Here is a 23,324-nt window from a genome sequence, read left to right as displayed (position 1 = left end):
AACCCATGCAAACCGCACCCCAAAAACTCGTCAGCATCATCGGCGCGCCCACCGACATCGGCGCCGGCACACGCGGCTCGAGCATGGGGCCCGAGGCCCTGCGTGTCGCCAACATCGTGCCGGTGCTGCAGGGCCACGGGCTCGATGTGGCCGACCGCGGCAACCTTTCCGGCCCGGCCAACCCTTGGCAGCCGCCGGTCGACGGCTACCGGCACCTGGCCGAGGTCGTCGCCTGGAACCGACTGGTGCACGACGCCGTGCACGCCGAACTGGCCCTCGGCCGCATGCCCATCCTGCTGGGCGGCGACCACTGCCTCGGACTGGGCTCCATCAGCGCGGTCGCGCGCCATTGCCGCGAGACGAACAAGAAGCTGCGCATCCTGTGGCTCGACGCGCATGCCGACTTCAACACCAACGTGCTCACACCGAGCGGCAACATTCACGGCATGCCGGTGGCCTGCTTGTGCGGTTCAGGCCCGAAGGAGCTGATCGAGATCGGCGGCCACGTGCCGGCCATCAGCCCGAAGTGGATTCGCCAGATCGGTATCCGCAGCGTCGACGAAGGCGAGAAGCGCTTCGTGCACGAGATGGACCTCGAGGTTTTCGACATGCGCTACATCGACGAGATGGGCATGCGCCACGCGATGGAGCTCGCGCTTGCGACGATGGACGTCAACACCCACCTGCACGTGAGCTTCGACGTCGACTTTCTCGACCCACCCATCGCTCCCGGCGTAGGCACCACCGTGATGGGCGGCCCAACCTATCGCGAGGCGCAGCTCTGCATGGAGATGATCGCCGACACCGGCCGCATGGCTTCGCTCGACGTGATGGAGCTCAACCCGGCACTCGACGTGCGCAATGCCACGGCCGAGCTGGCGGTCGACTTGATCGAGAGCCTGTTTGGCAAGAGCACTCTGATGCGCAAGTAGATGTTGGCCCCTCGCTCGGTGAGTACACCGAGCGATCCCCCTAGGGGATGGCGGGCCGGCTTGGGAGCGGCCCGGCGCTCGGCCCGCCCTCGCTGTTCACCGCTTCCATCTAGCCGTCAGAAGCGGTAGCCGATCCCCAGCATGCCCGTGATGGGCGTGCGCTCGCGCACGATGGCAGCGTCCTTCGCATCGCCTTGCAACGAAGTGGCGTTTACCCCCAGCGTGGCGGCCCAGTCTCGGTTGATGATGTGCGTGAGCGACACGCCGGCGCGCACGTCGCGCAACCCGGCACCGACCTGCGACACCGCATAGCCGCTGTTCGCGCTCTGCTCCGGCGTGATGCCGAAGTAGCTCTGCATGTAATCGCGGTTGACGTAGGTGGCCCCTACGCTGAAGCCCAGGTGCCACTGCGGCGCCAGCTGCAAGCCATGGCGTGCGCCCACGTCAACCACCAGGCCGTGGCGGTCATTGCCCGCGCCGTAGCGCACCGAGCTCGTGAGGGTCAAACTCGGCGAGGCCTGCCAGTTCAAAAAGGCGCCGGCTTCGGGCCGTGGATTGATGTTGCCCAGGCCTCGCAGCGCGCTGGAGCGGTCTTCTTCACGGCCGAGGTCGACGGCCATGCGCAAGCCGTACTGCCATTGCGGGTCGGACTTGAACTGGTAGCCCACCCCGGTGCTGAACCCTGCGAACCAGCCGTTGGCCCAGCGGTAGTCGATGCCCGGAAACGCGACCCAGCGGCGCTCATCGGAGCCCAGGTACTTGTAGCCGGCGATCACCGCCGCGCCGACACGGCCTTCGCCGCCCTCACCGCCCGAGTTGGGCAGGTTCACGGAATCCATGAACTGGGCGTGTGCGCAGGTGCCGGCGGTCAGCAGCGCGGCTGCCATCAAGAAGTGACGCGAGTTGAAGTTCATGGGTGTCGATCACGAGTGAGTGGGTTGGAAAGCGCGGCCAATGTAGCCGAGGCTTCCTGCCCCTCGTGTGACATTGCCTTTGGAAACGTCTCACGCCATCAGGCGAACCATCCACCACACGAAGAGCCCCAGCAGCGTCACCCACACCAGGCCGACGAGCAGCACGCCCCACCACAGCTTGGGCAGCTTTTCGGTCGACAGCTCGGCGGCGCGCAGCTGCGCTTCCCACAGCGGCTTGGGCGTCAGCCGCGTCACCAGCGCGATGCCCAGCGGCACGATGACCAGGTCGTCGAGCTGGCCGAGCACGGGGATGAAGTCGGGGATCAGGTCGATCGGGCTCAGCACATAGGCGAGCACTGCCACCGCCACGAGCTTGGCGCCGCGCGGCGTCTGCGGGTGCTTGAAGAGCTTCCACAGCGCGACCACGTAGGTAGCGAGCCGGGCCGCGTTGGCGGCGCGCAGCAGCCTGCCGACTTTGAAGATCATGAAGCGTTCCTTGTGAGGTGCGTACGTGCCATGGCGCCGAGGGTACGCACGCCTTTTTCGATTCTGGCGTCCCAGCCATAGCCCCCGCTCAAACGCAGGCAATTGGCGTACTTGCCGCTGGCAGAAAACACCACGCCGGGGGCGAAGCAGATGTTCTTCTCGAGCGCCTGAGCAAACAGCCGCCGGCTGTCCACCGCCTTGGGCAGCTCGAGCCACAGCACGAAGCCGCCTTCGGGCTGCGACACCTTGGTACCTGTGGGGAAAACCTGCTCGATCAAGTGGCTCATGCGGCGCAAGGTGTCGGCAAAGGTCTGCCGCATGCGACGCAGATGGTGGTCGTATCCGCCGGAATCAAGGTACTCGGCGAGCGCGAGTTGCGGCAACACCGGCCCGCACAGCGTCGACGAGAACTTGCTCTCCAGCACCCGCGCCATGTGGCGCCGCGTCGAGATCCAGCCCACTCGGTAACCCGGAGCCAGCGTCTTGGAGAACGAGCCGCAGTAGATCGTGTTGCCGCTGCCATCCAGCGCGCTGAAAGGCCGCGGGCGTTCGCTGCCGAAGTGGATGTCGCCATAGACGTCGTCTTCAATCAGCGGCACGCGGTGCTTGGCCAGCAGCTTTAGCACGGCCACTTTGTTGGTCTCGGGCATGGTGCAGCCGAGCGGGTTGCTGAAGCACGAGGCCAGCACGCAGGCACGCACGTCTTTCGATTCCAGTGCGTCGCGCAGCGCATCGACGGCAATGCCGTTGCGCGCATCGGTCGGCAGCTCGAGTGCCTTCAGGCCCAGCGCGCGCAGCACCTGCAACAGGCCGAAGTAGCTGGGCGATTCGATCGCGATGGTGTCGCCGGGCCGCGCGACAGCGTTCAACGCCAGTGCCAGTGCTTCGGTGGCGCCGCAGGTGATGGCGATGTCGTCCGGCGACAGGGCCTGGCCCCAGCGCAGCGCACGCCGCGCGATCTCGACACGCAGCACCGCCTCGCCACGCGGCGGGCTGTAGGTGTTGTGGTGCAGGCCCTTCACGCGTGCCGCGCGCGCCAGGCAACGGTCGAGCTTGCCCGAGGCCAACAACTGCGGGCTCGGGATGGCGCAGCCCAGCGGCGCATAACGCGGGTTCGACGCGTGCTCCAGCATCTGCATCATCAAACCCGACAAGGCCACCTCGGTAGCTTGCGACGGCGGCCGGCTGGTCGCGGGCACCGGCAACGCGATGGCCGGCTTGGCCACATAGAAGCCGGACTGCGGCCGCGCTTCGAGCACACCGCGGTCTTCGAGCAGGCGGTACGCCTGCAAGGCCGTCGTGAGGCTGGTGCGCTGCTGCTGGCTGATGTCGCGCAGCGAAGGCGCGCGCGACCCCGGCACCAGCGTGCCTTGCGCCACCAGGCCGGCAATCAGGTCGGCCAGCACTTCATAGCGATAGCGGGAGGTGGCTTCCATGCAAACTGTTCTGGTGGCAATGACGGTGAATTGTGGCTGTTATCGCTGGGCATGGCGCAACAACATCGTGGCCATCGACACACCGCTGGAGCGACCCATGCCACGATTCTCACGCAACGAAATCATCTCCCTCGTCGGCGAGGCGCCGCGCTTCGATCTGGCCGAAAGCGTCGGCCCCAACCTGCGGGTCGGCGAGCTGCTGGGCGGGGGCTTCGACGACCTGTCGCTCGGCTACGGCACCGCACCCGGCGACGCGGCACTGCGCCGCCTGATCGCCACGGCCCACGGCGTGGAGGCCGACGACGTGGTCGTCACCGTGGGCGGCATGCACGCACTGTTTCTCCTGGCCTTCACGCTTTGCGAGCCTGGCGATGAGGCTGTGGTCGCGGGCCCGGTGTTCCCGCTCGCGCGCAACGTGCTGACCACCGTCGGTGCCACGGTGCACACGCTGCGCTTCTCGTTCGACCACGGCTACCAGCCTGATCTGGCGGAGCTGCGTCGGCTGCTCACGCCGCGAACCAAGCTGGTCAGCCTGGCGTCGCCACAGAACCCGTCGGGCGTGGCCATTGCCGCCGCCACGCTGCGCGAGATCGTCGCGATGATGCAGGCGCATGCGCCGCAAGCCTGGCTGGTACTGGACGAGACTTACCGTGAAGCGACCTACGGCGACGACACCGCCGCGCCCAGCGCGGCCACGCTCGGGCCACGCGTCGTCACCGTGGCCTCGCTCTCCAAGTGCCACGGTGCGGCCGGCCTGCGCATCGGCTGGGCCATCACGCGCGATGCCGCATTGCGCGAGCAGCTGGTCACCGCCAAGTTCAACACCGTGATCTCCTGCTCGGCGCTCGACGAAGCGGCCGCCGTGCAGGTGCTGACCCAGCGCGACCACATCCTCGGAGAACGGCGCGAGTTGCTGGGCCGCAACCGCGCGCTGGTGGAGGCCTGGGTAGGCCGCCACGCTGCACAGGTGGAATGGGTGCGGCCCGATGCCGGCGCGCTCTGCTGCGTGCGCCTGAAACAAACGGCCTTCGACGATGCGGCGGTCGATCGCTTCCATGCACAGCTTTCCCGGCACGGGGTTCGGGTGGCGCCAGGCACGTGGTTTGGGGAATCGGCGCGCGTGTTCCGCCTCGGCTTCGGCTTGCTCGGAGCCATCGAGTTGCAGCAGGCGCTTGATGCCGTCGCGGCCACGTTCAGCGCCGGGCACCCCAGGTTCGGCGGTACAGCCGCATGATCGGCGTGGCCGTGGAGCCATGAAGCAAGACCGACAGGACGATGGTTACCAACACGGCATCGGTGACCAGCGCCGTTTCCTGCGTGCCGGCGCCGTGCGCCATCGCATAGGCAAGGTAGTACATCGAGCCGATGCCGCGTACGCCGAACCAGGCGGCAAGCCTTCGCTGCGCCCCGGTAAGCGGCAACCACAAGGTGGTGACATAGATGGCGATGGGCCGGACGACGAAGATCAAGCCAACAGCCACCGCCAAGCTCGCGGCAGTGAACGCTGCACGCTGCACCAGGCTGCCGATGAGCACCATCACCGTGAGTTCGGCGAGCTTCTCGAGGTCGAGCGTGAAGTCGAGCACAGCCTTCGCCATGTACGCCGAGGCCTGCGCCGGCCGGGCCGAAGCCGGCGGGCCGACGTCGGACACCGTGGCCGACTTGGGGTCGGGCGCAGGATCGGCGGTCTTGGCGTTGGGGTTGTCCTTGCGCTCCACGTGCCTCATGGCAAGACCGGCCGCAAATACCGCGAGGAAGCCATAGGTCTGCATCGAGAGTGCAAGTCCATAAGTGAGCGCGATGAGGCCGAGGGTCAGGAAGCTTTCCATGCCGAGTGCCTGCTCTTGTTCGCGGCGCAGATAGACCACGGCACGGCTGAACAAAAAGCCCAGCAACCAGCCGATGCTCACGCCCCCCAGGATCGCCCATAGCACGTCCACACCCCACCAGCGCAGACCCTGGGGCCCGAGCTCATGCAAGCCCAGCAGGCCAAGCGCCAGCATGACGAAGGGAAAAGCCGCCCCATCGTTCAAGCCACCCTCACCGGTGAGGCTGAAGCGTAGGCGGTCGCGGTCGAGGCTGTGCTGCACTTGCACTTCCGAAGCGAGCACGGGGTCGGTGGGGGCAAGCACTGCCGCCAGCAGCACGGCGCCGCCCAGCGACAGCCCGAGACCCACGCCGATACCCACGAGCATGCCGATGGTGAGCACCATCGCCACGCTGGCCATCAGCAGCGGCGTGCGCCAGAGGCGGTCGCCGAGCGGTGCACGTAAGCGCAGGCCGACGGCAAACAGGGAGATCAGCACCGCCCCTTCGCTCACTCGCTCAAGCAAGCGAGCGTCATCGGCCAGCCGCAAGTTCAGCAAACCATAGACCTCGGGGCCGAGCAGGTAGCCGGCCAGAAGGTACAGCGCGGCCGCGCTCACGGGCAATTCCTGTCGAAGCGTATCCGTGAGGCCGATGACGATCAGCAACACGCCAACGATCAGGCACCAGGTGATGAACATCAGCGGGGTGAGGAGGCAACAAGGTCCATGACCAAAGCACCATAGCAGAGGCGCAATGCCGCGAGCGGCGCGCGGGCACGCTCCCGAACTCGGTCCCTTGGCCTCATGAATCCGGTCCGCAACGCACCTCATTCGAGTGGGGTACCACCCCGCGCTCCCTAAGGGTGGGGATATGAGTGTGGAATCGCAGACCTATAACCAGCAGATGCGTCATCTCGGCATCGCAAGATCATGGGCCTGGCAGGCCAGAAGCCTCGCGCTGCTGGCTGCGATAGCGCTCCTGTCAGCCTGCGCCGGCATCGGCGGCGCCGAATGCGGCAGCCTCACGCACACGAACTGCGCGCTCGATCTGGTGCGGGTCGCATCGAACTCGCCGGCATTGGCCGCGCCTGGCAATACGCCCACCAAAACGCGCGCCACCTTCTCGGTCGGCGGCGAGCGCGGCAACCCGCGCGTGCTGATGCTCCTCGCGCTGTCGGGCGGCGGCTCGCGGGCGTCGTACCTCTCGGCCGCGACCATGCTGCAGCTGCAGGCGCTGTACCCCGATGTCGACCTGTTGAACGAAGTGGACGTGATGTCGTCGGTCTCAGGAGGGTCCGTCACGGCCGCGCTGTATGCCGCGTCGCGCGACACCTCGATCACCTCCGAGGCGCTCGCGGCGGTGCTGCCGGCCACCATCGAATACACGCCGCTCGCATCGCGCATCAAGATCGACCGGGAGCGCAATGAACTGCGTTGTTCGTCGCCCCTGGAGCCCGATGAGGTGGCCTGGCTCACGACCCGGCTCGAACCGTTGTCGGCCGAGTTGCGCAGGCTCGACAACCTGTGCCGCCAGGCCCCACTGAGCCACCTGCGCGACTGGGAGAAGACACCGGTGCTCGGCCTCGCGAGCCGCGACTACCTCATGCGCTGGTTCGGCAACTGGTTCTGGCCCTCGAACGTGGTGCGCTACTGGTTCACCGCCTATGACCGCGGCGACATCATGGCGCAAACGCTGGCCGACAACCTGTACGGCACCCGCTTCATCGGCAAGGACCTGAGCATCGGTGAGCTGAACCCGACGCGCCCCTACCTGCTCATCAATGCCACCACCGCCGCCGACCAGGACGCACCCGGCATCAACGCGGCCGACGAATACGCATTCGGCAGCGTGTTCACCTTCACCGAAGAAGACTTCCGCGACCGCATCAACTCCGACATCGGCCGCTACTCACTGGGCCGCGCGGTGATGGCGTCGTCCGCCTTCCCGCTGATCTTCCCGAACCAGACGCTGCAGGACTACCGGCCGCCCGCACTCGAGCGCTACTGCCAGGACAACCGGATCGGCGAATTGCAGTGCACCGACAAGCAATACCTGCACGTGTTCGACGGCGGCAACTCCGACAACCTGGGCCTGAAGTCGATCAAGCGCGCGCTCTTCCAGATGGAGGCCGAAGGCAAGCTCACGCACGACCGCATCATCGTGCTGCTGATCGACGCCTTCACGCGCCCGCACGGCGCGAGCCGGCTCAGCTCCGACCCGCGCGGCGCGGTGGGCCTGCTGCTCGACGCCAACGTCAGCGACGCGGTCGACGCCTTGCTGCAAAACAACCGCGCCAAGCTGCTCGGCGAATTCGACTCCGGCCACCTGCGTTGGACCGATGGCGACTGCAAGCCCGAAAGCCGCGAGCTGCCCAGCACGTTGTGCAAGGCCCTGAACGAGCGCGGCCACCCCGACCTCGACCTGACGCAGCGCCTGGTCTTCTATCACTTCGGATTCGACGACGTGGCCCGAGCGAATCCACAAGGCGCCGGCCTCAAGCGCAAGCTCGACGCGATTCCCACCTCGTTCAAGCTCTCGTCGGGCGACGCGCAGCTGCTCGACGAAGCGGTGCAGACCGTCATCACACCGACCAACCCCTGCCTGCAGCAGATCCATGCGCTGGTGCTGGCCGAACGTGCAGCGCCAGGGGCTGTGCCTGATGCACGCACGGTCTGCCGAGAGACCGAAGGCCCGCGCGCCAAGTGAGCAGCATGCTTCGGACTGTTCGAAACAATGGGTGCCTCGCATAATCAAATCCATGGAATCGCCACAGTTCGCAGACGAATTTGACCGCCTCTACCGCGAGGTGTACCGGGTCGCCGTCAGGTGCATCGGCGATGGCCGCGAGCAACTCTCGGGCGGAAACACCCACGCGCGCATGCAAGCGCATCGGTCTCACTAATGGGGCGCGAGGCGCGGGGCCCGTGCACGATCGGCTCGCACACCGAGGCCGTGAAGGGGCTGCTCGAATCGACAGAACTCGTGGTGCGAGGCGACTCGCTGAAACGCCGGTTCGCCATCTCTGCCTTGAGCGGCGTCGAGGTTCAAGGCAACGCATTGCGCTTCCAGTGTGCAGGCGAACGAGTGGCGCTGGAACTCGGCGCTGAAGAAGCGCAGAAGTGGTTCAAGAAGATCATGACGCCGCCGCCTTCGCTCGCGTCGAAGCTGGGCATCGGCGCAGACGCGAAGGCCTACCTGCTGGGCTGCGCTGATGATGCGGCACTGGCAGAAGCGCTGGCCGGCGCGAGCACGACAGGCGCAAGCGATGCGGCTGTGCTCATTGCCATCGCCCTCGACGACAAGGACCTCACGCAGGCCATCGCGCGGCATGCCGACATGCCCTGCCGCGCGATGTGGGTCGTGCACCTCAAGGGCAAGGCCGCCACGCTGGGCGACACCGCGATACGCCAGCGTCTGCGAGACAGCGGCTACATGGACAACAAGACCACCGCCGTGTCTGACCGCTTCACGGCGACCCGCTACGCCAAGCGCTGAACCGCGCGAGCCGCTTCACTCTGCGCCGCACTACGCGCGGGCGCGAAGCAGGTATTTCCATCAGTGATTTTCACACTTGATCTGGCGGAATGCCTCTTGCCATGATGAAGCTCGACGGGCAGCGAAGACGGACGGGCTTGCGTGACACCTTGTGCCGTCTCTCGACAGGCCCGCTGCCGAAAGGAGCATGCAATGAGCACGCAACTGAACGCCATTTTTCAGGGCTTCGATCTCTGCCCTCATGATCGCCTGGCCGAGGAGATGGTGAATCAATCTCCGTTCATGTTCGAGCACCCTCTCGCGTACCACGCTCTGTTCGACATCGGGCGGCTTGCACGGCTTGCCGAGGTCGCCATTCAGAAAGGGAGCGGCGACCAGTACCTCAGCACGGAAGAACGGCAGCTGAGCAAGAGCGAGCGAACCCAGCGCATGCTCGACAACATCGCTGGGCTGCACAAAGGCCAGCACTGGCTGAAGATCTCTGCTGTCAACACGCTGAGCACGGAGTTCGACGAGTTGCTGCAGGCGTTTCTCGGCCACGTCGAGGCCATCACCGGGTGGCCCGTTCGCGCGAACATCACGTGGGCCGGGCTCGACGTGTTCATGAACTCACCGAACCTGCAAGTGCCATATCACTTCGACCACGACAGCAACTTCCTGATGCAGATCAGGGGCGAGAAGGATGTATGCCTCTTCGACCCCAACGACCGAGCGGTGCTCACCGAGGCGGAGATTGAGGACTACTACCGCGGCAACAAGCTCGCAGGCCGCTACCGCGCTGAGCTCAACAGTGTCGGCCAGCGCTTTCACCTGACACCCGGCCGCGGCGTGCACCACCCGCCGCTTGCGCCGCACCTCATTCGCAATGGCAGCGAGGTGTCGGTCAGCGCCGCTTTCTATTTCATCTTGCCGGGCCAGGAGAGGGTCGCCCGCGTTTACCAGATCAACCACTTCTTGCGGAAACTAAGGTTGCGCCCGCGCCCGCCGGGGCAGTCGCGGCTGTCGGACTGGGCCAAGTACGCGGCGATGGAATCCCTCTCCAAACCGCACCCGCGCACCTACGACGAACGCTTGTATTCGGGCGTCAACCGAGTCGCGTCAGCGCCGAAGATGGTGAAACAGGTCGCACAGTTGCTGCACCGGCACTGACAGGGTTCGACGACGACGCGCGAACGGCGCGTCGTTGTGCCTTCGGCGCAGGTGCCGCAGACCACAGCAGCATGATGAGCGCGAGCACCGGCAGGTTCTTCACCAGCGGGCCGCAATGGTCGATGGTGAGTTCAGGCATGTTGAACGCTGCAGTGGCGGTGTAGCCCAGCACCGCCGCCACCTGCAGCGCGAGCACCCAGGGCAACGGGCGCCGCAGGATCAGCAGCCCGAGCGAGACGTTGAGGCTGCAGGAAAAGACCAACGCGGCCAGGCCCCAGCGGCCTTCGAATCCGCAGCGCTCGAGCAGCTTCAGCACGCCGGACTCTTGCGGCAGCGCGGCACTGATGAGCGCGGTGTAGAGCCACATGAAGGCGAGCGAGCCACGCGCCATGGCCGCCATCGCAGGGCTCAGGTGCACACGCAGGTCGACCAGCGGTTCGGGTGCGCTGATGGTGAGGCCCTGCGCCAGCTGAGTCGGCAGGCGCCCGAGCAGGCGCGCTGCAGCGTTGTCAACAGGCACGCTGCCACGATCGAGCATGCGGATGGTGTCGCGGCAAAACACCTTTTGCGGAAGCGCCTCGGCCAGCCATACCATCGCGTGCATCAACGGCATAGGCATCGGGAGCCACAGCGCGTCGCCCAGGCCGAGTGCTAAGCGGTATTGAGCGAGCATCTCGCGGTAGGCCAAGGCCCGCGGCCCGCCGAGTTCGAACACCTCGTTCACCGGGCTTGTGCGTTCGATCAGCTGCGCGATCGACTCGGCCAGTTCGTACACGTGGATCGGCTGCACCTGCTGCAAGCCGCGGCCGGGAAGCGAGATCACGGGCAGGCTCGCCAGTGTGGCGAACAAGGCAGCGCTCTGGCTGCTGGGGCCATAGACCAGCGAGGGGCGCAACACCGCCCAGTCGACGGGCAGCGAGGCCAGCGCATCGTCGGCCAGCAGCTTGCTGTGCAGGTAGGGAGTGCTCAGCGTGTCGGCGTCGCCGCGCACGCCCAGCGCAGAGACCTGCACGACGCGCTGAACGCCCGCCAGCGCGGCACCGCGAAAAAGCTCGACCGGACCTTCGGTGTGCACGCGCTCGAAGCTCTGGCTGCGCGACGCCATCAAGATGCCGACGCAGTTCACCACCACGTCGACGCGCTCGGCACGCAGCCGTGCCGCCCACGCATCGGGGCTGCGTGCTTCCATGTAGTCGACATGCATCGCATGGCGCCCATCGACCGCGCTGCGCGCGCCAGCCACCACCGCATGGCCTCGCGAGCGCAGTGCATGCACCACCGCCTGCCCCACACAACCTGTCGCACCGCAAACGAGAACTCTCATGATGGCCTCCGGCCGTGGTCGTCGATGTTGCAAGCGCCTGCTGCGCACTCGCGCATGCGTTGGGTCAGCCGCCGAGCGCGGTAGCTCCGAATCGCGTTGATCAGCGGCGCTGCGGCGCTTGAGATCGGCTGACGGTGCCGTGCAAAAGCGCGATAGCTGGCTTCCGAGAACGCACGCAGCGGTGCCCATGCAGTGGGCCGAAACACCCAGCCGAGTCCCACCGCTTCGTAGGCCAGGCGCAGCACCTGCACGCCACTGATCACCTGTCCATCGGCGCGGCGCGCGTGGATCTCGGCGTTCATCGCCGCGAGCGTCGCGCCGTAAGGCGCTGGGTCGAAGCCCGGCTCACTGATGTTGACGAACTGGAGCTTGCCCTCGTTGCGCGAGCGCAGGTGATCCATCTCGAGCGAGCACACCGCGCACTGCGCGTCGTACAGCAAGGTGAGTGGGTAGACAGCGCTCATGATCCCTCCAGTAATTTCAGTCAAAACAGAAATAATCAGTCAAAAAAAGGGCCGGTTCATGGGCCCAACAGATGGGCCGGCGTGATCTCGCTGTCGGCAGCCTTGGGCTGCGCCTCACCCGTGTCTCGGCCCAGCAGCTTCTTCACCTTGGCGCCCAGCTTGAGCACCTTGGACAAGGTGTCGGTGTCGAGCCGTAGCATCTCGTCGCTCCAGGCGGTGAGCGTCTGCAGAAACTCCAGTGTTTCGCGCATGCGCAGCTTGGCTTCGGCAGGGTCGCGGCTGACGGCCGGGTCAGCCAGCAGCTCGCTCAGCACCTCGATGGTGGGCGCGATTTCGCGCCGCTGCCGCTCGCGCACGATGGTGCGGAACAGCTCCCACACATGGGTCGAGGTTTCGAAATGGTCACGCCGGTCACCGGCAATGTGCACCAGTTTCACCAGCTTCCAGCTCTGCAGCTCGCGGATGCTGTTGCTCACGTTGGAGCGCGCCACGCCGAGGGTTTCGGTGATCTCTTCGGCGTGCATCGGGCGGCCGGTGATGTACAGCAGCGCATGGATCTGCGCGACGGTGCGGTTCACACCCCAGCGGGTGCCCATTTCGCCCCAGTGGAGGACGAAGCGGGAGAGGGTTGGGGAGAGGTCCATGGGGTCACTTTATGGTTGTCGTTTGTTTCTGTCAATACAGAAATATGTGATTCGTTGCTACGCTTTGTCGTTGATCTTGTTCACTGCGTGAGGCCGCGTCGGGATGTGCCCCCGACAGGGCAGTCCCTTTTCTTTGCTTCGCCAAAGAAAAGGAACCAAAAGAAAGGCGACCCGACGGTAGCGGTCGGCCTTTGGCCGACTGCTCTGCGGTGCTCTGGATTTGGGGTCCGCGCCAAACTCGCTTCGCGGCCTGCGGCCGCTGCGCTCAGACAAACGGCGCGAAGTCAGATCACGAAGCGTGCTGCGCACGCGGCCCCAAACCCCTGCGCTCCTCGACGCCACCCACGGGGCCCAAGAGCAATGCGGTCGTTGCTTCGCAACTTCCCACACGCCTCGCTTCGCATCGGCGCGAGCGMAGCGACGCGTCATCAGGCCGATGCGAAGCGAGGCGAATCTGGTGTTCGGGTCCCCGTGGGTGGCGTCGAGGAGCGCAGGGGTTTGGGGCCGCGCGCGACAGCGCGCATCCACAACTGACTTCGCGACGTTTGTTTGAGCGGCGTGAGCGCAGCGAACAAAGCGAGTTGGGCGCGAGGCCCCAAACACCGAGCACCGCAGAGCAGTCCGGCGTAGCCGGACCGCCACCGTCGGGTCGCCTTTCTTTTGCCTACTTTTCTTTGGCGAAGCAAAGAAAAGTAGGTCGGCTGTCGGGACGACATCCCGACTCGGCCTCACGCAGTGAACAAGATCAACGACAAAGCGAGGCTTCAATACCTCAGCCCGAGCGGATCGTGGTCGGCGTCACCCCGCCGAGGCAATCCACCCCTCCACCCCATCCACCCCCACCGGCATCCCCCACCCCACCTGCCCACTCGCCCACCCCGCCTGCAAAAGACACAACACCGCATCCAACGAATCACCCGAAGCATCCGCCACGAGCGCATCCCGCTGCGCATGCGACACCCGCAGCCGCAACCCCAAGCGCGTGCGCCCCTGCTCCAGGCCTTCGATCAGATCCTTGCGCGCAATCAATCGCTCGGCCGTCTGCTTGGCCTTGTCGTCGCTCTTGTACGAGCGGTTGCCGATCAACTCACGCGCCAGCAAGCCCGGGTAGCCTTCGATCGCCACGCGTTGCTCGTCGCCCGCATGCAAGCCCGGCAAGTGCACGCCCGCATCGAGCAGCAAGGGCACGCCCGCATGCATCATGTAAGCCACCGGCGGGTTGACCCACTTCATCGATGGCGACGAGCCCGCCGGGCCATCGCACACGCGGTGCGCAAACTTGGAGCCCACCGACCGCGCGTCGCAGAATGCCGCGAAGGTGTCGCGAATCTCTTCGCGCGTCAGCGAGGTGTAGTGCCGCATCAACGGCAACCACTCGCGCGCCCAGCCCAGCGTCTCGACCAGCTCGCGCGGCAAGCCGAAGGGGAAGTCACACGCCGCAAGCCACGGCCCCGGCGTGCGCAGCCATGCCGCCAACCCGTCGAAGTTCTCGTGCGACTCCACACGCGCCAGGCGCAGCACGCCGCGCTCCAGCGCACCGAGCGCCACGGTGATGGGCTTGCGCCGCGTGGGGCGGCTGGTGAAGTCGATGCCGGCAAGCAGAAGCATCGGGCTCATCCCCACGCCAGGCCGACCACGCCGAGCGCGATGCAGGCGGCACCGGCGATGCGCAGGCCGCGCTCGCCTTCACCCAGCAGCTTGCCGCCGAGCAAGGCAGCAAACAGCATGGAGACCTCACGCGCCGGCGCCACGTGCGAGAGCGGCGCGAGCTTCACGGCATAGAGCACCAGCACGTAGGCGAGCGGGCTTACCGCGGCGATCAGCAGCGCGTGCTTCCACTGCGCGCGGCACGCCTCCATGAAGCGCGGCCAGTCTCGCAGCGCCGCCGGCAGCATGAAGGGAATGCGCGCGAAGTTGCCGAAGTAGTCGATCAGCACCGGCGAGATCAACCACACCTTCACCGAGTAGCCGTCGATCAGCGTGTAGCCCGAAATCAGCAGGCCGGTGACCGCGCCATATGCAAGACCCGCCCTCACCCGCTGGCGCTGCGCGGGGTCGTGTGCCTTGGCCCACAGGCTCGGGCCGCCAGCAATGAGGAAGACGCCGCCGGTAATGGCCAGCACGCCCATCACACCCAGCCACGTCATCGACTCGCCCAGCAGCAGCAGCGCGCCGAACGAGGCCACCAGCGGGCCGGTGCCACGCGCCACCGGGTAGACCACGGTGAGGTCGCTGGCGGCGTAGCCGCGCAGCAGCACGTTGAAGTAGGCCAGGTGCGTGATGCCGCTGGCGACGATGAGACCCCACTCCGCCCAGCCCCAGCGCGGCACGGCGTCCCACCCGACCCAGATGCCGACCGGCGCCCACACGACGACGATCATCATCGCGATCAGCAGCACCAAGCGGCTGTCGCCGCCGGCCTTCTTGGCGACCACGTTCCAGAACGCGTGCAGCAAGGCGGCAACCAGAACGAGGCTCAGGGCGGACAAGGACATGAAGCCCTCGATTGTGCCCGGGCCAGCAGCGCCGCCGAGGCAGGCGCCTCGGCACACTCACACCCGATGACGGTGTTATCGGCTCTTGTCCCGCGTCTGCTGCAGCAGAAAGGCGTACGTGTCCGCAGCCTCTTCGTCTTGCTGGGTACGCGTGGAGCCGACCCCATGGCCGGCGTCGAAGTCGACGCGCAGCAAGATCGGCTTGCCGGAGCGCGTGGCCGCCTGCAAACGCGCAGCCATCTTGCCGACGTGGAACGGTGCCACGCGCGGGTCGGTGACGCCGGTGGTGAGCAGCACGGCGGGGTAGCGCGTGCCGTCCTTCACCGCGTGGTAGCTGTCGATGCTCTTGAGCGCGCGGTAGCCCGCCGGTTCGGAGATGGCACCCCACTCGGGCTCTTCGGCGAAGCCATTCTGTTCGGCCACATAGCGCAGCGGGTTGGACCAGCCGACGCCATCAACCACGGCGGCAAACAGATCCGGCCGCTCGGTCATGGCGCGGCCGACTGCGATGCCGCCTGCAGACCGGCCACCGATCGCCAGGTGCTGCGGCGACGTGAACTTCTTCTTGCACAGGTCTTCGCAGACCGCGATCAGGTCATGCCATGTGTTCGGCTTGTTAGCCAGCTGCCCGGCCTTGTGCCATTCGCGCCCGTATTCGCCGCCCCCGCGCACGTTGGCATAGCCGACGATGGCGCCTGCATCGATAAGCGCCAGCGTCCGCCCGGCAAACGACGGCGTGTAGGCCGCCGCACCATAGGAGCCGTATGCCGAGATCCAGGTGGGCGCGCGGCCGTCGAGCTTGAGCCCCTTCTTGTAGATGAGGCTGTAGGGGATCTGGGTACCGTCTTTCGCCGTTGCGAAGAAGCGCTTCGCTTCGTAGGCGCTGACATCCACGGGCGGCCTGGGCGTGAGGCCGGTGTCGGCCACGGCGCCGTCCGCAGAGACCGACCACACCCCCGCCGCATCGAGCCAGCCCGACAGGCCGATCAGCACGCCGCTTTCCAACGGCGTCGCATACACCGCGCGGATCGTTCCGTCGAACGGCAGGGCGATGTGCGTCAGCCGGTCATCGCGGCCGAGCCGGCGCAAGGCACTGATGCCGCCGTCCATCATCCGCAGGTAGAGGCCGTCTTGCGCTCGCGTGATGTGCTCGATCACGAGCGGCCCCTGCGGCACCACCTCGGTCGCGGTCTTCAGGTCGGGTGCGAAGGCCGACGTCCTGACCACCCGGCCGCGCGGCGTGCCTTTGTTGACGAGCAGGTAGAGCTGCTCGCCGTCGAGTTCGACATCGGTCACCTCGTCTTCGAATCCGGCTACCGGAATCCACTTCGCGCGGCCTGCCACCGCGTCGGCCACCGGAGCGATGAACAAGCGCGATTCGCGGCGCACGTCGGTCAATGCGAGCACCACGTGCCGCGCCCCAGGGAAGACGGTGATCGACGGCGTCTGGATGCGCTCGTAGTCCACACCGGCCACCAGGCCGCGCTTCATCAGGATCGGGTCAGACGCCGGGTCGGTGCCGAGCTTGTGGAAACGCGCTTGACTGTTGAGGTAGCGCTCGGGGGTGTTGATCACGCCTGTGAGCTGCGTATAGAAGAAACCGGAGCCATCGTCCAGCCACTGCGGGTTGGCACCCTCGGTGTCGGCGATCTGCTCGGCCAGGTCACGGCCATCGGAGACCGCCATGACGTGCAGCGTCGAATCTTCGCTGCCGTCTTTCGACAGGCCGTACACGACGTAGCGCCCATCGGGCGAAGCAGACCACCAGTCGAGCGAGATGTGCCCACCGCCCGCCCCGCTCATGGTCGTTGGGTCGATCAGCACGCGGTCGCTTCCATCTTGTCGAACGAGGAGCTGGAAGTCGTTCGCACCCACCGGGCGCTGCTGAAAAAACGTGAGCCCGCCGGCACGTTGCACCCAGGCCGTCAAGGCCACGTCGGCCGACAGCTGCCGTATGCGTTGAAGCAGACCCTTGCGAAGCGGCGAGGCATCGAGCACCGCGCGGGTGTACTCGTTCTGCCCCTTGAGGAAGGGCAGCCACTCCGGGTCCTTGCCACTTTCCATCCAGCGATAGGGGTCGCTCAACGTCTCGCCGAAGTAGGTGTCGCGCACCACCTCGACCCGCGCCACCGGAGGCGAAGGCACGCGAGGCTGTGCCTTCGCAGCCAACAGGTTCTTCGACCCCGCCAGCATGGCGAGCGCACCGGAGCGGGCGAGGAATTTGCGGCGGTTCTTCTGCTGGGTCATGTCGGCTCCGTTGTTCTTCTGATGCCTGGCCGGCCCGGCTACTTCACCCGATCGCCGTACTTGATGGCCGAGAGCTTGCCGGCTTCGAATTGCAGCGAGGTCATGAACTGGCCGCGGCCGGGGTTGTAGGTCCAGTCGTCCACGTTCTGGCAGGCATTGACGTTCACGACCGTGGCGTTGGGCGAACTGGCAGTGACTGCCGGCTCGACCGGTTTGCAGAAGCTGTCTTTCACCACCGGCTCGCCGCACTTCTGCAACACCGAGGCCTTTGAATCACCGAGGTTCACCAGGTCGTTCTTGCAGCGGAACGAGGTGGTTTCGGCCGAGGCCGATGCCATGCCGAACACCGCACACAAGACGGCGAAGAGGCGGGGAATGAAAGCGGATTGCATGTCTAAACCTTCCGGATGATCACGGGCACAACTGCCGTGCAGGGCCGATGCTACGACTCGCGCGAAGTTCTCGCCGACTCCACCTCAGCGAGGCTCCCGCGCGGGCCGCCTCTGCGGCGGGATGTAGACCGCCCGATCGTCGCCCTTCTTGTTGCGCGAACTGCGCCGCGAGCCGCAGTCGCAGCTGCCGCAATCACAGCAGCTGATCGCGTCCGACACGCTGTGGGGCATGTGGACGTCGCAGGGCAAGTCGCACGAAGGTACGTCGCAACTCAGGTCGCAAAGGCCGCGCTGCCGGTGCAGGCTGGCAACGAACACATGGTGGCGCTCGTGGGCCACGCCGCAGCGCAAGAAGCGCTGGCGCAGCAACGCCACGCCGTCGATCACGCCAAAGCGGCGTATGGCCCGGTAGCCCAGCACCGAGCAACTCTGGCAGCCGGTGTGCACCCGATAGGCGCAACCGAAGCCCTTGTACGGCGAGACGAAGCGCTGATACGCCGAGATCGCCAGCAAGGCGAGGAGCCTCACGCGCTGGGGATCAGGATCGCCATCGTGATGCGGGACACGCAGGTGAGCTGCCCCTTCTCGTTGCTCAACTCGATCTGCCACACGTGCGTGGTGCGCCCCACGTGAAAGGGCTTCGCGATGCCGGTGACCCAGCCCTCGCTCACGCTGCGCAGGTGGTTGGCGTTGATGTCCAGCCCGACCGCGCGGTGCCCTTCGGGCGCTGCGAAGGCGGCACCGCAGGAGCCCAGCGTCTCGGCCAGCACGACCGAGATGCCGCCGTGCAAGATGCCGGCGGGCTGCTTGGTGCGCGCGTCCACCGGGCAGCGCGCACGGATGAAATCGTCACCGACCTCGAGGAACTCGATGCCCAGCAGCTGCACCGTGGTGTTGACGTGGATTGCGGTGAGGATCTCCACCGATACGGGTTGCTTCCAGATGGCTGTCATGGGTCTGAGCAGGTCATTGCGGTGGCTGGAGTTTGGCAGAGCCGCGCCGGTGCCGCCGGTGCCCATGGGCAGTCCCCCTGCCACTCGCGTGACAGAGGAACGGCGTTCACTGCCCCTTCGGGAAATCGGTCGACGCGCTCAGCGGCTCCCACCGCGCCGTCTCTTGCGCCACGAAAGCATGCTTGTCGCGAATGGCCTGCACGGCATCGGTGCCGAGCGGCAGGCGCAGCGGCGGCTCGGGCATCTCGGCCAGCGCGATCAAGGCCTGAGCAAGGCGCTGCGGGTCGCCGGGCTGGTTGTGATTGATGCGCGTGGCCGCGGCGCGCACCTGGCCGGCGCTGGCCGCGTAATCGTCGAGGATGCGCGGTGACACCGTGAGCGAGCTGCCGTCGAGAAAGTCGGTGCGGAAGTAACCCGGCTCGACGATCGTCACGTGAATGCCGAGGGGCGCCAGCTCGGCGGCCATCGCCTCGCTGAGCCCCTCGACCGCGAACTTGGTCGAGCAGTACACGCCAAAGCCCGGGCCAGACTGGTAGCCGCCCAGCGACGAGATGTTGAGCACATGGCCGCTGCGCCGCTTGCGCATGGAGGGCAGCACCGCACGCGTCACGTTGAGCAGGCCGAACACGTTGGTGTCGTACAGGCGGCGCACTTCGTCGGCGCTGGCCTCTTCCACCGCGCCGAGCAGGCCGAAGCCGGCGTTGTTGACCAGCACGTCGATGCGGCCGAAACGCGCCAGCGCGATCTCGGTGGCGTGCGCCGCCGCGGCCTCGTCGGTCACATCCAGCGGCACGGCCAGCAAGGCGGCGTTGTCGCCGAAGCGTTGCTTGAGTGAGGCCGTGTCTCGCGCGGTGGCCACGACGGCGTCGCCATTCGCGAGCGCGGCCTCCACGAGCCGCAGGCCGATGCCGCGCGAGGCGCCGGTGATCATCCAGATGCGCTTGAAGTCGGTAGTCGATGACATGGTGTTTTCCTTTGAAGAGAGGTGATGGGCGGGTTGTCGGTGAGGGCAATATAGGTTGGCGATTGATCTCGGACTAGCCATCGATCGCTGGCTTCATTGGCAAGTGAATCGTGATAATTGCCGCCTTGCTTCAGGAGCATCTGCATGGCTTTCAACGAACTGCGCGCCATCTCCACCTTCGTCAAGGCGGCTGAGTTGGGCAGTCTGCGGCAGGCGGCCGCGGCACAGGCGATCACGCCGCAGGCGGCAAGCCAGGCGCTGTCGCAACTCGAGGCTCACCTGGGCGTGCGCCTCTTCCATCGAACGACGCGCCGCCTGAGCCTCACCGAAGAAGGCAGCCGGTTCATCGAGGCGGCCCAGCCGGGTCTGGCGACGCTGCAGCGCGCCTTGCACGGCGCGCGGCGCGGGCGCGAAGAGATCGCCGGGCCGCTGCGCATCGTGGCGCCGCGCTCGATCATGATGGAAGCGCTGTGGCCGGTGATCGAAGAGTTCTGCCACCTGCACCCCGACGTCGAACCCGACGTGCAGCTCGACGATCGCCTCGGCAACTGGGTCGAAGACCGCGTGGACGTCGGCTTTCGTGCCGGCCCGCAGCCCACCGGCGGCGTGATCGCGCGCCGCCTGCTGACGCTGCAGCTGGTGGTGTGTGCGTCGCCCGCCTACATCGCCCGCTTCGGCGTGCCCACGAGCATCGACGACCTGGCCCACCATCGCTGCAGCGGCTTTCGGCACGCGTCCACCAACAAGGTGATGCCGTGGGAGTTCAAGGTCGGCGAAGAAGTCGTCTCTCGCAACATCGCCGCGGCGGTGTGCGCCAACGACACTGAGTTCGAGGCGCGCGCCGTGGTCGCGGGGCAGGCCATCGGCCAGCTCATCGGCATGACAGCGGCACCGCTCATCCGCAGCGGCCGCCTGGTGCCGCTGCTCACGCAGCACGTGACCGACCACCTGGGTCTGTACGTGTACTACGGCAGCCGCGTGGCGTTGCCGGCGCGTGTCCGGGCCTTCGTCGACCTGGCGGTGGAACGGGTGGCGGGCAACACGGAACTGTTCTTGCCGCAGCACGAGCTGGCGCCCCCGCCGAGCAAGCGGCGTCGAAGCCTACGGTCCTGACGGTTCCGGCGCGCCCGAGCGGTTCAACGCTCAATGGACGTGGCACGCCGGCGCCTGCGCCGAGGCCCAGGTGGCGGCCAATGAGAGCGCCGCTTCGGGCGTGTCGTTGTCCGCCAGCACGTCTGGAACGAGCTTGCCGCGTATCGGGTCGGCGTCGCCCACGGCATACCGCGCATACGTAAGCAAGAGGATCGCGCCGTCGGCCAGCATCGGACTCCTGTTGATCGTGGTTGCACCGAACGAGGAGCGACCAAACCAGCGAACCGCCGGTTCGCCACGCAGCGCCACGGCAAGCATCTCGCCGGAACTCGCCGTGCGTGGGCCCATGACGACGGCAAACGGCTGGCCCGCGAATGCCTGCAGCGGGCTCTCGGCTTGCGGGCTGATCTTGTCGAGATAACCGACATCGACCACGGGCTTGCGCACGCCGCTCCGATCGACGGTCTTAGCGATGTTCTTGTCTGTGAACAACCCGCTGAAAGCCGCCAGCACCGGCCAGGCGTTGCCACCACGCTGATCGGTCAGGTCGACGACCAAGGCACAGGGCAGTTTGCTTGTCATCTCGCCCACAATGTGCTGCCGAAGCAGCGCCGCGTACTCCAGTGTGCGCTTCGAATCGGTGAATGTGGCTTGGGGCGGACGAACCACCAACACGGCGCCCGCGTTGGTCTCCCGCACGCTCGCCACAGCAGCACGACTGGCCGCGGCCGGCTGGGTCGATGAGCCCCATGACTGCATCTGCTGGCGAGACAGCAGCAAAGAGTGTCCGTCGGTGTCCAGTGTGGCGAGGAGCGCCCGTGCCGTCGCGTACAGGCCTTTGCGGTCGACCCGTGCGCCTTCTGGCTTCAACTGTTCATGGAGGCGGCGCTTGGCTAGCGCGTACTCCGCCGGGTCGCGGGGCCCGAGCGACTGGGACTCGACAAGCTCGGTCAGCTCGTCGACCAGCGCACGCGCCGTGACGGCGTCCACCATGCCCCGCTCACTTTGAGCCGCGGAGCTCGACGGTGCCGCCATCAGCGTGATCGCGGTTGAGAGACAAAAGGCATAAAGACTCCAACGCATTGACGGCCTCCAGGCAGGGCAGCCGCAATGTTATGAGCGGCAATGAACTTGCCAAAACCCGCCGGGTGCCATGGCGATTGACGGGCCGCCTCGTGGTGCCGAAGTAACAGGAGCACAGTTCCCCGCGCTGGCCATCCCGGAGCCACCGACAGACAACACAACACCAGGAGACAAGCATGCCGAACGGAAAGCTTCAGGCGACCGCGCTCATGGCCGTCGCCGCGATCATGAGCCTGCCCACGCTGGCGCAGCAGGCGAACATCGACAAGCTCAAACAGATGAAGGTGTCGGGCACCGACCCGAACATCCCCACCGTGCCGCAGACCGGCAAGAACGCCGACCAGCTGCGCGAGAACCTGAAACGCATCAAGCTACCCACCGGCTTCAAGATCGACCTCTATGCCGTGGTGCCCGATGCGCGCTCGATTGCCGTGGCGCCGTCGACCAACATGATGTTCGTCGGCACGCGCAAGACCAACGTGTGGGCCGTCACCAACCGCAACAGCGGCGACACCGCCACCGAGGTGAAGGAGTTCGCGCCCTCGCTCAAATTCCGCAACCCGAATGCGGTGTGCTGGACGAAAGACGGCTTCCTGATCGTCGTCGAGAGCAACCGCGTCTACACATTCCCCGCGGCTGAGTTCTTCTACGAAGGGGCCGATGTGGCGGTAGGCGAAGTGGTGCCGCTGGGCCAGCTCATCCCGCCGGAAGAAGAGTCGTTCAACCACAGCGGCCGCATCTGCCGCATCGGGCCCGACAACAAGCTGTACATCACGCTCGGCCAGCCCTTCAACGTGCAGCCGCGAGACAAGCTCGCGTTGTACAACAAGGTGGGCATCGGCGGCATCGTGCGCATGAACCAGGACGGCACCGGCCGCGAGGTCTATGCCACCGGCGTGCGCAACTCGGTCGGCATGGACTTCAACCCCAAGGACAAGACGCTCTGGTTCACCGACAACCAGACCGACGGCATGGGCGACGACATCCCGATGGGCGAGATCAACCGCGCCACCAAGCCCGGCCAGTTCTTCGGCTACCCCTACATCGTGAGCAAGACACGCGTCACCGAGTTCGGCTACGACAAGGACGCGATCCCTGCCGGGGCCGTCGACCCGCAGGTGATGACGGTGGCCCACGCGGCCGACCTGGGCATGGCCTTCTACACCGGCAAGCAGTTCCCTGCGAAGTACCAGAACGGCTTCTTCTCGGCGCAGCACGGCTCGTGGAACCGCACCAAGCCCGTCGGCGCGCGGGTGCTGTTCACCTCGCTGAAGCCGGATGGCACCGCCGACAAGAACGAGGTCTTCGCCGAAGGCTGGCTCGACGACGAGACCGGCACCTACCGCGGCCGCCCGGTCGACGTGGCGGTGGCGAAAGACGGCTCGCTCTTCGTGTCCGACGATTACGCCGGCGCAATCTACCGCATCACCTACAGCGGCAACTGA

Annotated in this window: 22 protein-coding genes; 7 read left to right on the top strand and 15 right to left on the bottom strand. The window is 66.4% G+C overall.

What is annotated here, in order from left to right; translation table 11 throughout:
- Nucleotides 1-5: 5 nt before the first annotated feature.
- Nucleotides 6-932, top strand: coding sequence for an arginase (gene rocF / locus AC1DYS_RS17245; RefSeq protein ID WP_477901285.1), 927 nt, complete (start codon nucleotides 6-8; stop codon nucleotides 930-932).
- A gap of 116 nt (nucleotides 933-1,048) precedes the next feature.
- On the opposite strand, the gene AC1DYS_RS17240 is transcribed toward rocF, so the two are convergent.
- From AC1DYS_RS17240 to AC1DYS_RS17230, 3 genes are all read right to left on the bottom strand, one after another.
- Nucleotides 1,049-1,846, bottom strand: a complete 798-nt coding sequence (locus AC1DYS_RS17240; RefSeq protein ID WP_477901283.1) for a MipA/OmpV family protein — start codon at nucleotides 1,844-1,846, stop codon at nucleotides 1,049-1,051.
- Nucleotides 1,847-1,936: 90 nt separating this feature from the next.
- Complete coding sequence (locus tag AC1DYS_RS17235; RefSeq protein ID WP_477901281.1) at nucleotides 1,937-2,332, bottom strand: YkvA family protein; 396 nt, start codon at nucleotides 2,330-2,332, stop codon at nucleotides 1,937-1,939.
- Nucleotides 2,329-3,768 carry an aminotransferase-like domain-containing protein gene (locus tag AC1DYS_RS17230; RefSeq protein WP_477901279.1) on the bottom strand — a complete coding sequence of 480 codons (1,440 nt, stop codon included), beginning with the start codon at nucleotides 3,766-3,768 and terminating at the stop codon, nucleotides 2,329-2,331. The genes AC1DYS_RS17235 and AC1DYS_RS17230 overlap by 4 nt, the downstream gene beginning before the upstream one ends.
- Between AC1DYS_RS17230 and AC1DYS_RS17225 the strand changes: the two genes are divergently transcribed.
- Nucleotides 3,767-5,002: a pyridoxal phosphate-dependent aminotransferase gene (locus AC1DYS_RS17225; protein ID WP_477901277.1), complete on the top strand. Its 1,236-nt coding sequence runs from the start codon at nucleotides 3,767-3,769 to the stop codon at nucleotides 5,000-5,002. The two genes, AC1DYS_RS17230 and AC1DYS_RS17225, sit on opposite strands and share 2 nt — an antisense overlap.
- On the opposite strand, the gene AC1DYS_RS17220 is transcribed toward AC1DYS_RS17225, so the two are convergent.
- Entirely contained in the window at nucleotides 4,962-6,275 is a 1,314-nt protein-coding gene (locus tag AC1DYS_RS17220) for a cation:proton antiporter (protein ID WP_477901275.1), read from the bottom strand. The two genes, AC1DYS_RS17225 and AC1DYS_RS17220, sit on opposite strands and share 41 nt — an antisense overlap.
- A 172-nt stretch (nucleotides 6,276-6,447) precedes the next feature.
- Between AC1DYS_RS17220 and AC1DYS_RS17215 the strand changes: the two genes are divergently transcribed.
- From AC1DYS_RS17215 to AC1DYS_RS17205, 3 genes are all read left to right on the top strand, one after another.
- Complete coding sequence (locus AC1DYS_RS17215; RefSeq protein ID WP_477901273.1) at nucleotides 6,448-8,283, top strand: patatin-like phospholipase family protein; 1,836 nt, start codon at nucleotides 6,448-6,450, stop codon at nucleotides 8,281-8,283.
- Nucleotides 8,284-8,529: 246 nt separating this feature from the next.
- Nucleotides 8,530-9,072: a hypothetical protein gene (locus tag AC1DYS_RS17210; protein ID WP_477901271.1), complete on the top strand. Its 543-nt coding sequence runs from the start codon at nucleotides 8,530-8,532 to the stop codon at nucleotides 9,070-9,072.
- Nucleotides 9,073-9,264: 192 nt separating this feature from the next.
- Nucleotides 9,265-10,221 (top strand): cupin-like domain-containing protein, encoded by a 957-nt coding sequence (locus AC1DYS_RS17205; RefSeq protein ID WP_477901269.1) that lies wholly within the window; start codon nucleotides 9,265-9,267, stop codon nucleotides 10,219-10,221.
- Here the strand turns inward: AC1DYS_RS17205 and AC1DYS_RS17200 are convergent.
- The 10 genes from AC1DYS_RS17200 to AC1DYS_RS17155 all read right to left on the bottom strand — a co-directional run bounded on the left by AC1DYS_RS17200 (nucleotide 10,157) and on the right by AC1DYS_RS17155 (nucleotide 19,704).
- Nucleotides 10,157-11,545, bottom strand: a complete 1,389-nt coding sequence (locus tag AC1DYS_RS17200) for an SDR family oxidoreductase (protein WP_477901267.1) — start codon at nucleotides 11,543-11,545, stop codon at nucleotides 10,157-10,159. The genes AC1DYS_RS17205 and AC1DYS_RS17200 overlap by 65 nt on opposite strands.
- Nucleotides 11,542-12,009: a thiol-disulfide oxidoreductase DCC family protein gene (locus tag AC1DYS_RS17195; RefSeq protein WP_477901265.1), complete on the bottom strand. Its 468-nt coding sequence runs from the start codon at nucleotides 12,007-12,009 to the stop codon at nucleotides 11,542-11,544. Before AC1DYS_RS17195 ends, AC1DYS_RS17200 begins: the two co-directional genes overlap by 4 nt.
- 56 nt (nucleotides 12,010-12,065) lie before the next feature.
- Nucleotides 12,066-12,653 carry a GbsR/MarR family transcriptional regulator gene (locus AC1DYS_RS17190; RefSeq protein WP_477901263.1) on the bottom strand — a complete coding sequence of 196 codons (588 nt, stop codon included), beginning with the start codon at nucleotides 12,651-12,653 and terminating at the stop codon, nucleotides 12,066-12,068.
- A gap of 798 nt (nucleotides 12,654-13,451) precedes the next feature.
- Complete coding sequence (locus AC1DYS_RS17185; protein WP_477901261.1) at nucleotides 13,452-14,270, bottom strand: DUF429 domain-containing protein; 819 nt, start codon at nucleotides 14,268-14,270, stop codon at nucleotides 13,452-13,454.
- Complete coding sequence (locus AC1DYS_RS17180; RefSeq protein WP_477901259.1) at nucleotides 14,267-15,148, bottom strand: EamA family transporter; 882 nt, start codon at nucleotides 15,146-15,148, stop codon at nucleotides 14,267-14,269. The genes AC1DYS_RS17185 and AC1DYS_RS17180 overlap by 4 nt, the downstream gene beginning before the upstream one ends.
- A gap of 75 nt (nucleotides 15,149-15,223) precedes the next feature.
- The gene (locus tag AC1DYS_RS17175) at nucleotides 15,224-17,395 is read right to left on the bottom strand and encodes a prolyl oligopeptidase family serine peptidase (RefSeq protein ID WP_477901257.1); all 2,172 of its coding nucleotides are present in this window, start codon (nucleotides 17,393-17,395) and stop codon (nucleotides 15,224-15,226) included.
- A gap of 38 nt (nucleotides 17,396-17,433) precedes the next feature.
- Nucleotides 17,434-17,787 carry a DUF2845 domain-containing protein gene (locus AC1DYS_RS17170; RefSeq protein WP_477901255.1) on the bottom strand — a complete coding sequence of 118 codons (354 nt, stop codon included), beginning with the start codon at nucleotides 17,785-17,787 and terminating at the stop codon, nucleotides 17,434-17,436.
- A gap of 84 nt (nucleotides 17,788-17,871) precedes the next feature.
- Nucleotides 17,872-18,315 (bottom strand): membrane protein insertion efficiency factor YidD, encoded by a 444-nt coding sequence (yidD, locus tag AC1DYS_RS17165; RefSeq protein WP_477901253.1) that lies wholly within the window; start codon nucleotides 18,313-18,315, stop codon nucleotides 17,872-17,874.
- On the bottom strand, nucleotides 18,312-18,740 hold the full coding sequence (locus tag AC1DYS_RS17160; RefSeq protein ID WP_477901251.1) for a hotdog fold thioesterase: 429 nt from the start codon (nucleotides 18,738-18,740) through the stop codon (nucleotides 18,312-18,314). The genes yidD and AC1DYS_RS17160 overlap by 4 nt, the downstream gene beginning before the upstream one ends.
- A gap of 106 nt (nucleotides 18,741-18,846) precedes the next feature.
- Nucleotides 18,847-19,704 carry an oxidoreductase gene (locus tag AC1DYS_RS17155; RefSeq protein ID WP_477901249.1) on the bottom strand — a complete coding sequence of 286 codons (858 nt, stop codon included), beginning with the start codon at nucleotides 19,702-19,704 and terminating at the stop codon, nucleotides 18,847-18,849.
- Between the two features lie 144 nt (nucleotides 19,705-19,848).
- Between AC1DYS_RS17155 and AC1DYS_RS17150 the strand changes: the two genes are divergently transcribed.
- Nucleotides 19,849-20,817 (top strand): LysR family transcriptional regulator, encoded by a 969-nt coding sequence (locus AC1DYS_RS17150; RefSeq protein WP_477901247.1) that lies wholly within the window; start codon nucleotides 19,849-19,851, stop codon nucleotides 20,815-20,817.
- 30 nt (nucleotides 20,818-20,847) lie between these two features.
- On the opposite strand, the gene AC1DYS_RS17145 is transcribed toward AC1DYS_RS17150, so the two are convergent.
- Nucleotides 20,848-21,789 carry a S41 family peptidase gene (locus AC1DYS_RS17145; RefSeq protein ID WP_477901245.1) on the bottom strand — a complete coding sequence of 314 codons (942 nt, stop codon included), beginning with the start codon at nucleotides 21,787-21,789 and terminating at the stop codon, nucleotides 20,848-20,850.
- A gap of 266 nt (nucleotides 21,790-22,055) precedes the next feature.
- Between AC1DYS_RS17145 and AC1DYS_RS17140 the strand changes: the two genes are divergently transcribed.
- Complete coding sequence (locus AC1DYS_RS17140; RefSeq protein WP_477901243.1) at nucleotides 22,056-23,324, top strand: PQQ-dependent sugar dehydrogenase; 1,269 nt, start codon at nucleotides 22,056-22,058, stop codon at nucleotides 23,322-23,324.

Source organism: Rhizobacter sp. P2_G4 (assembly GCF_056403575.1).
Note: the sequence above shows the minus strand (reverse complement) of the source record. Positions and strands in the feature narration are given on the sequence as shown.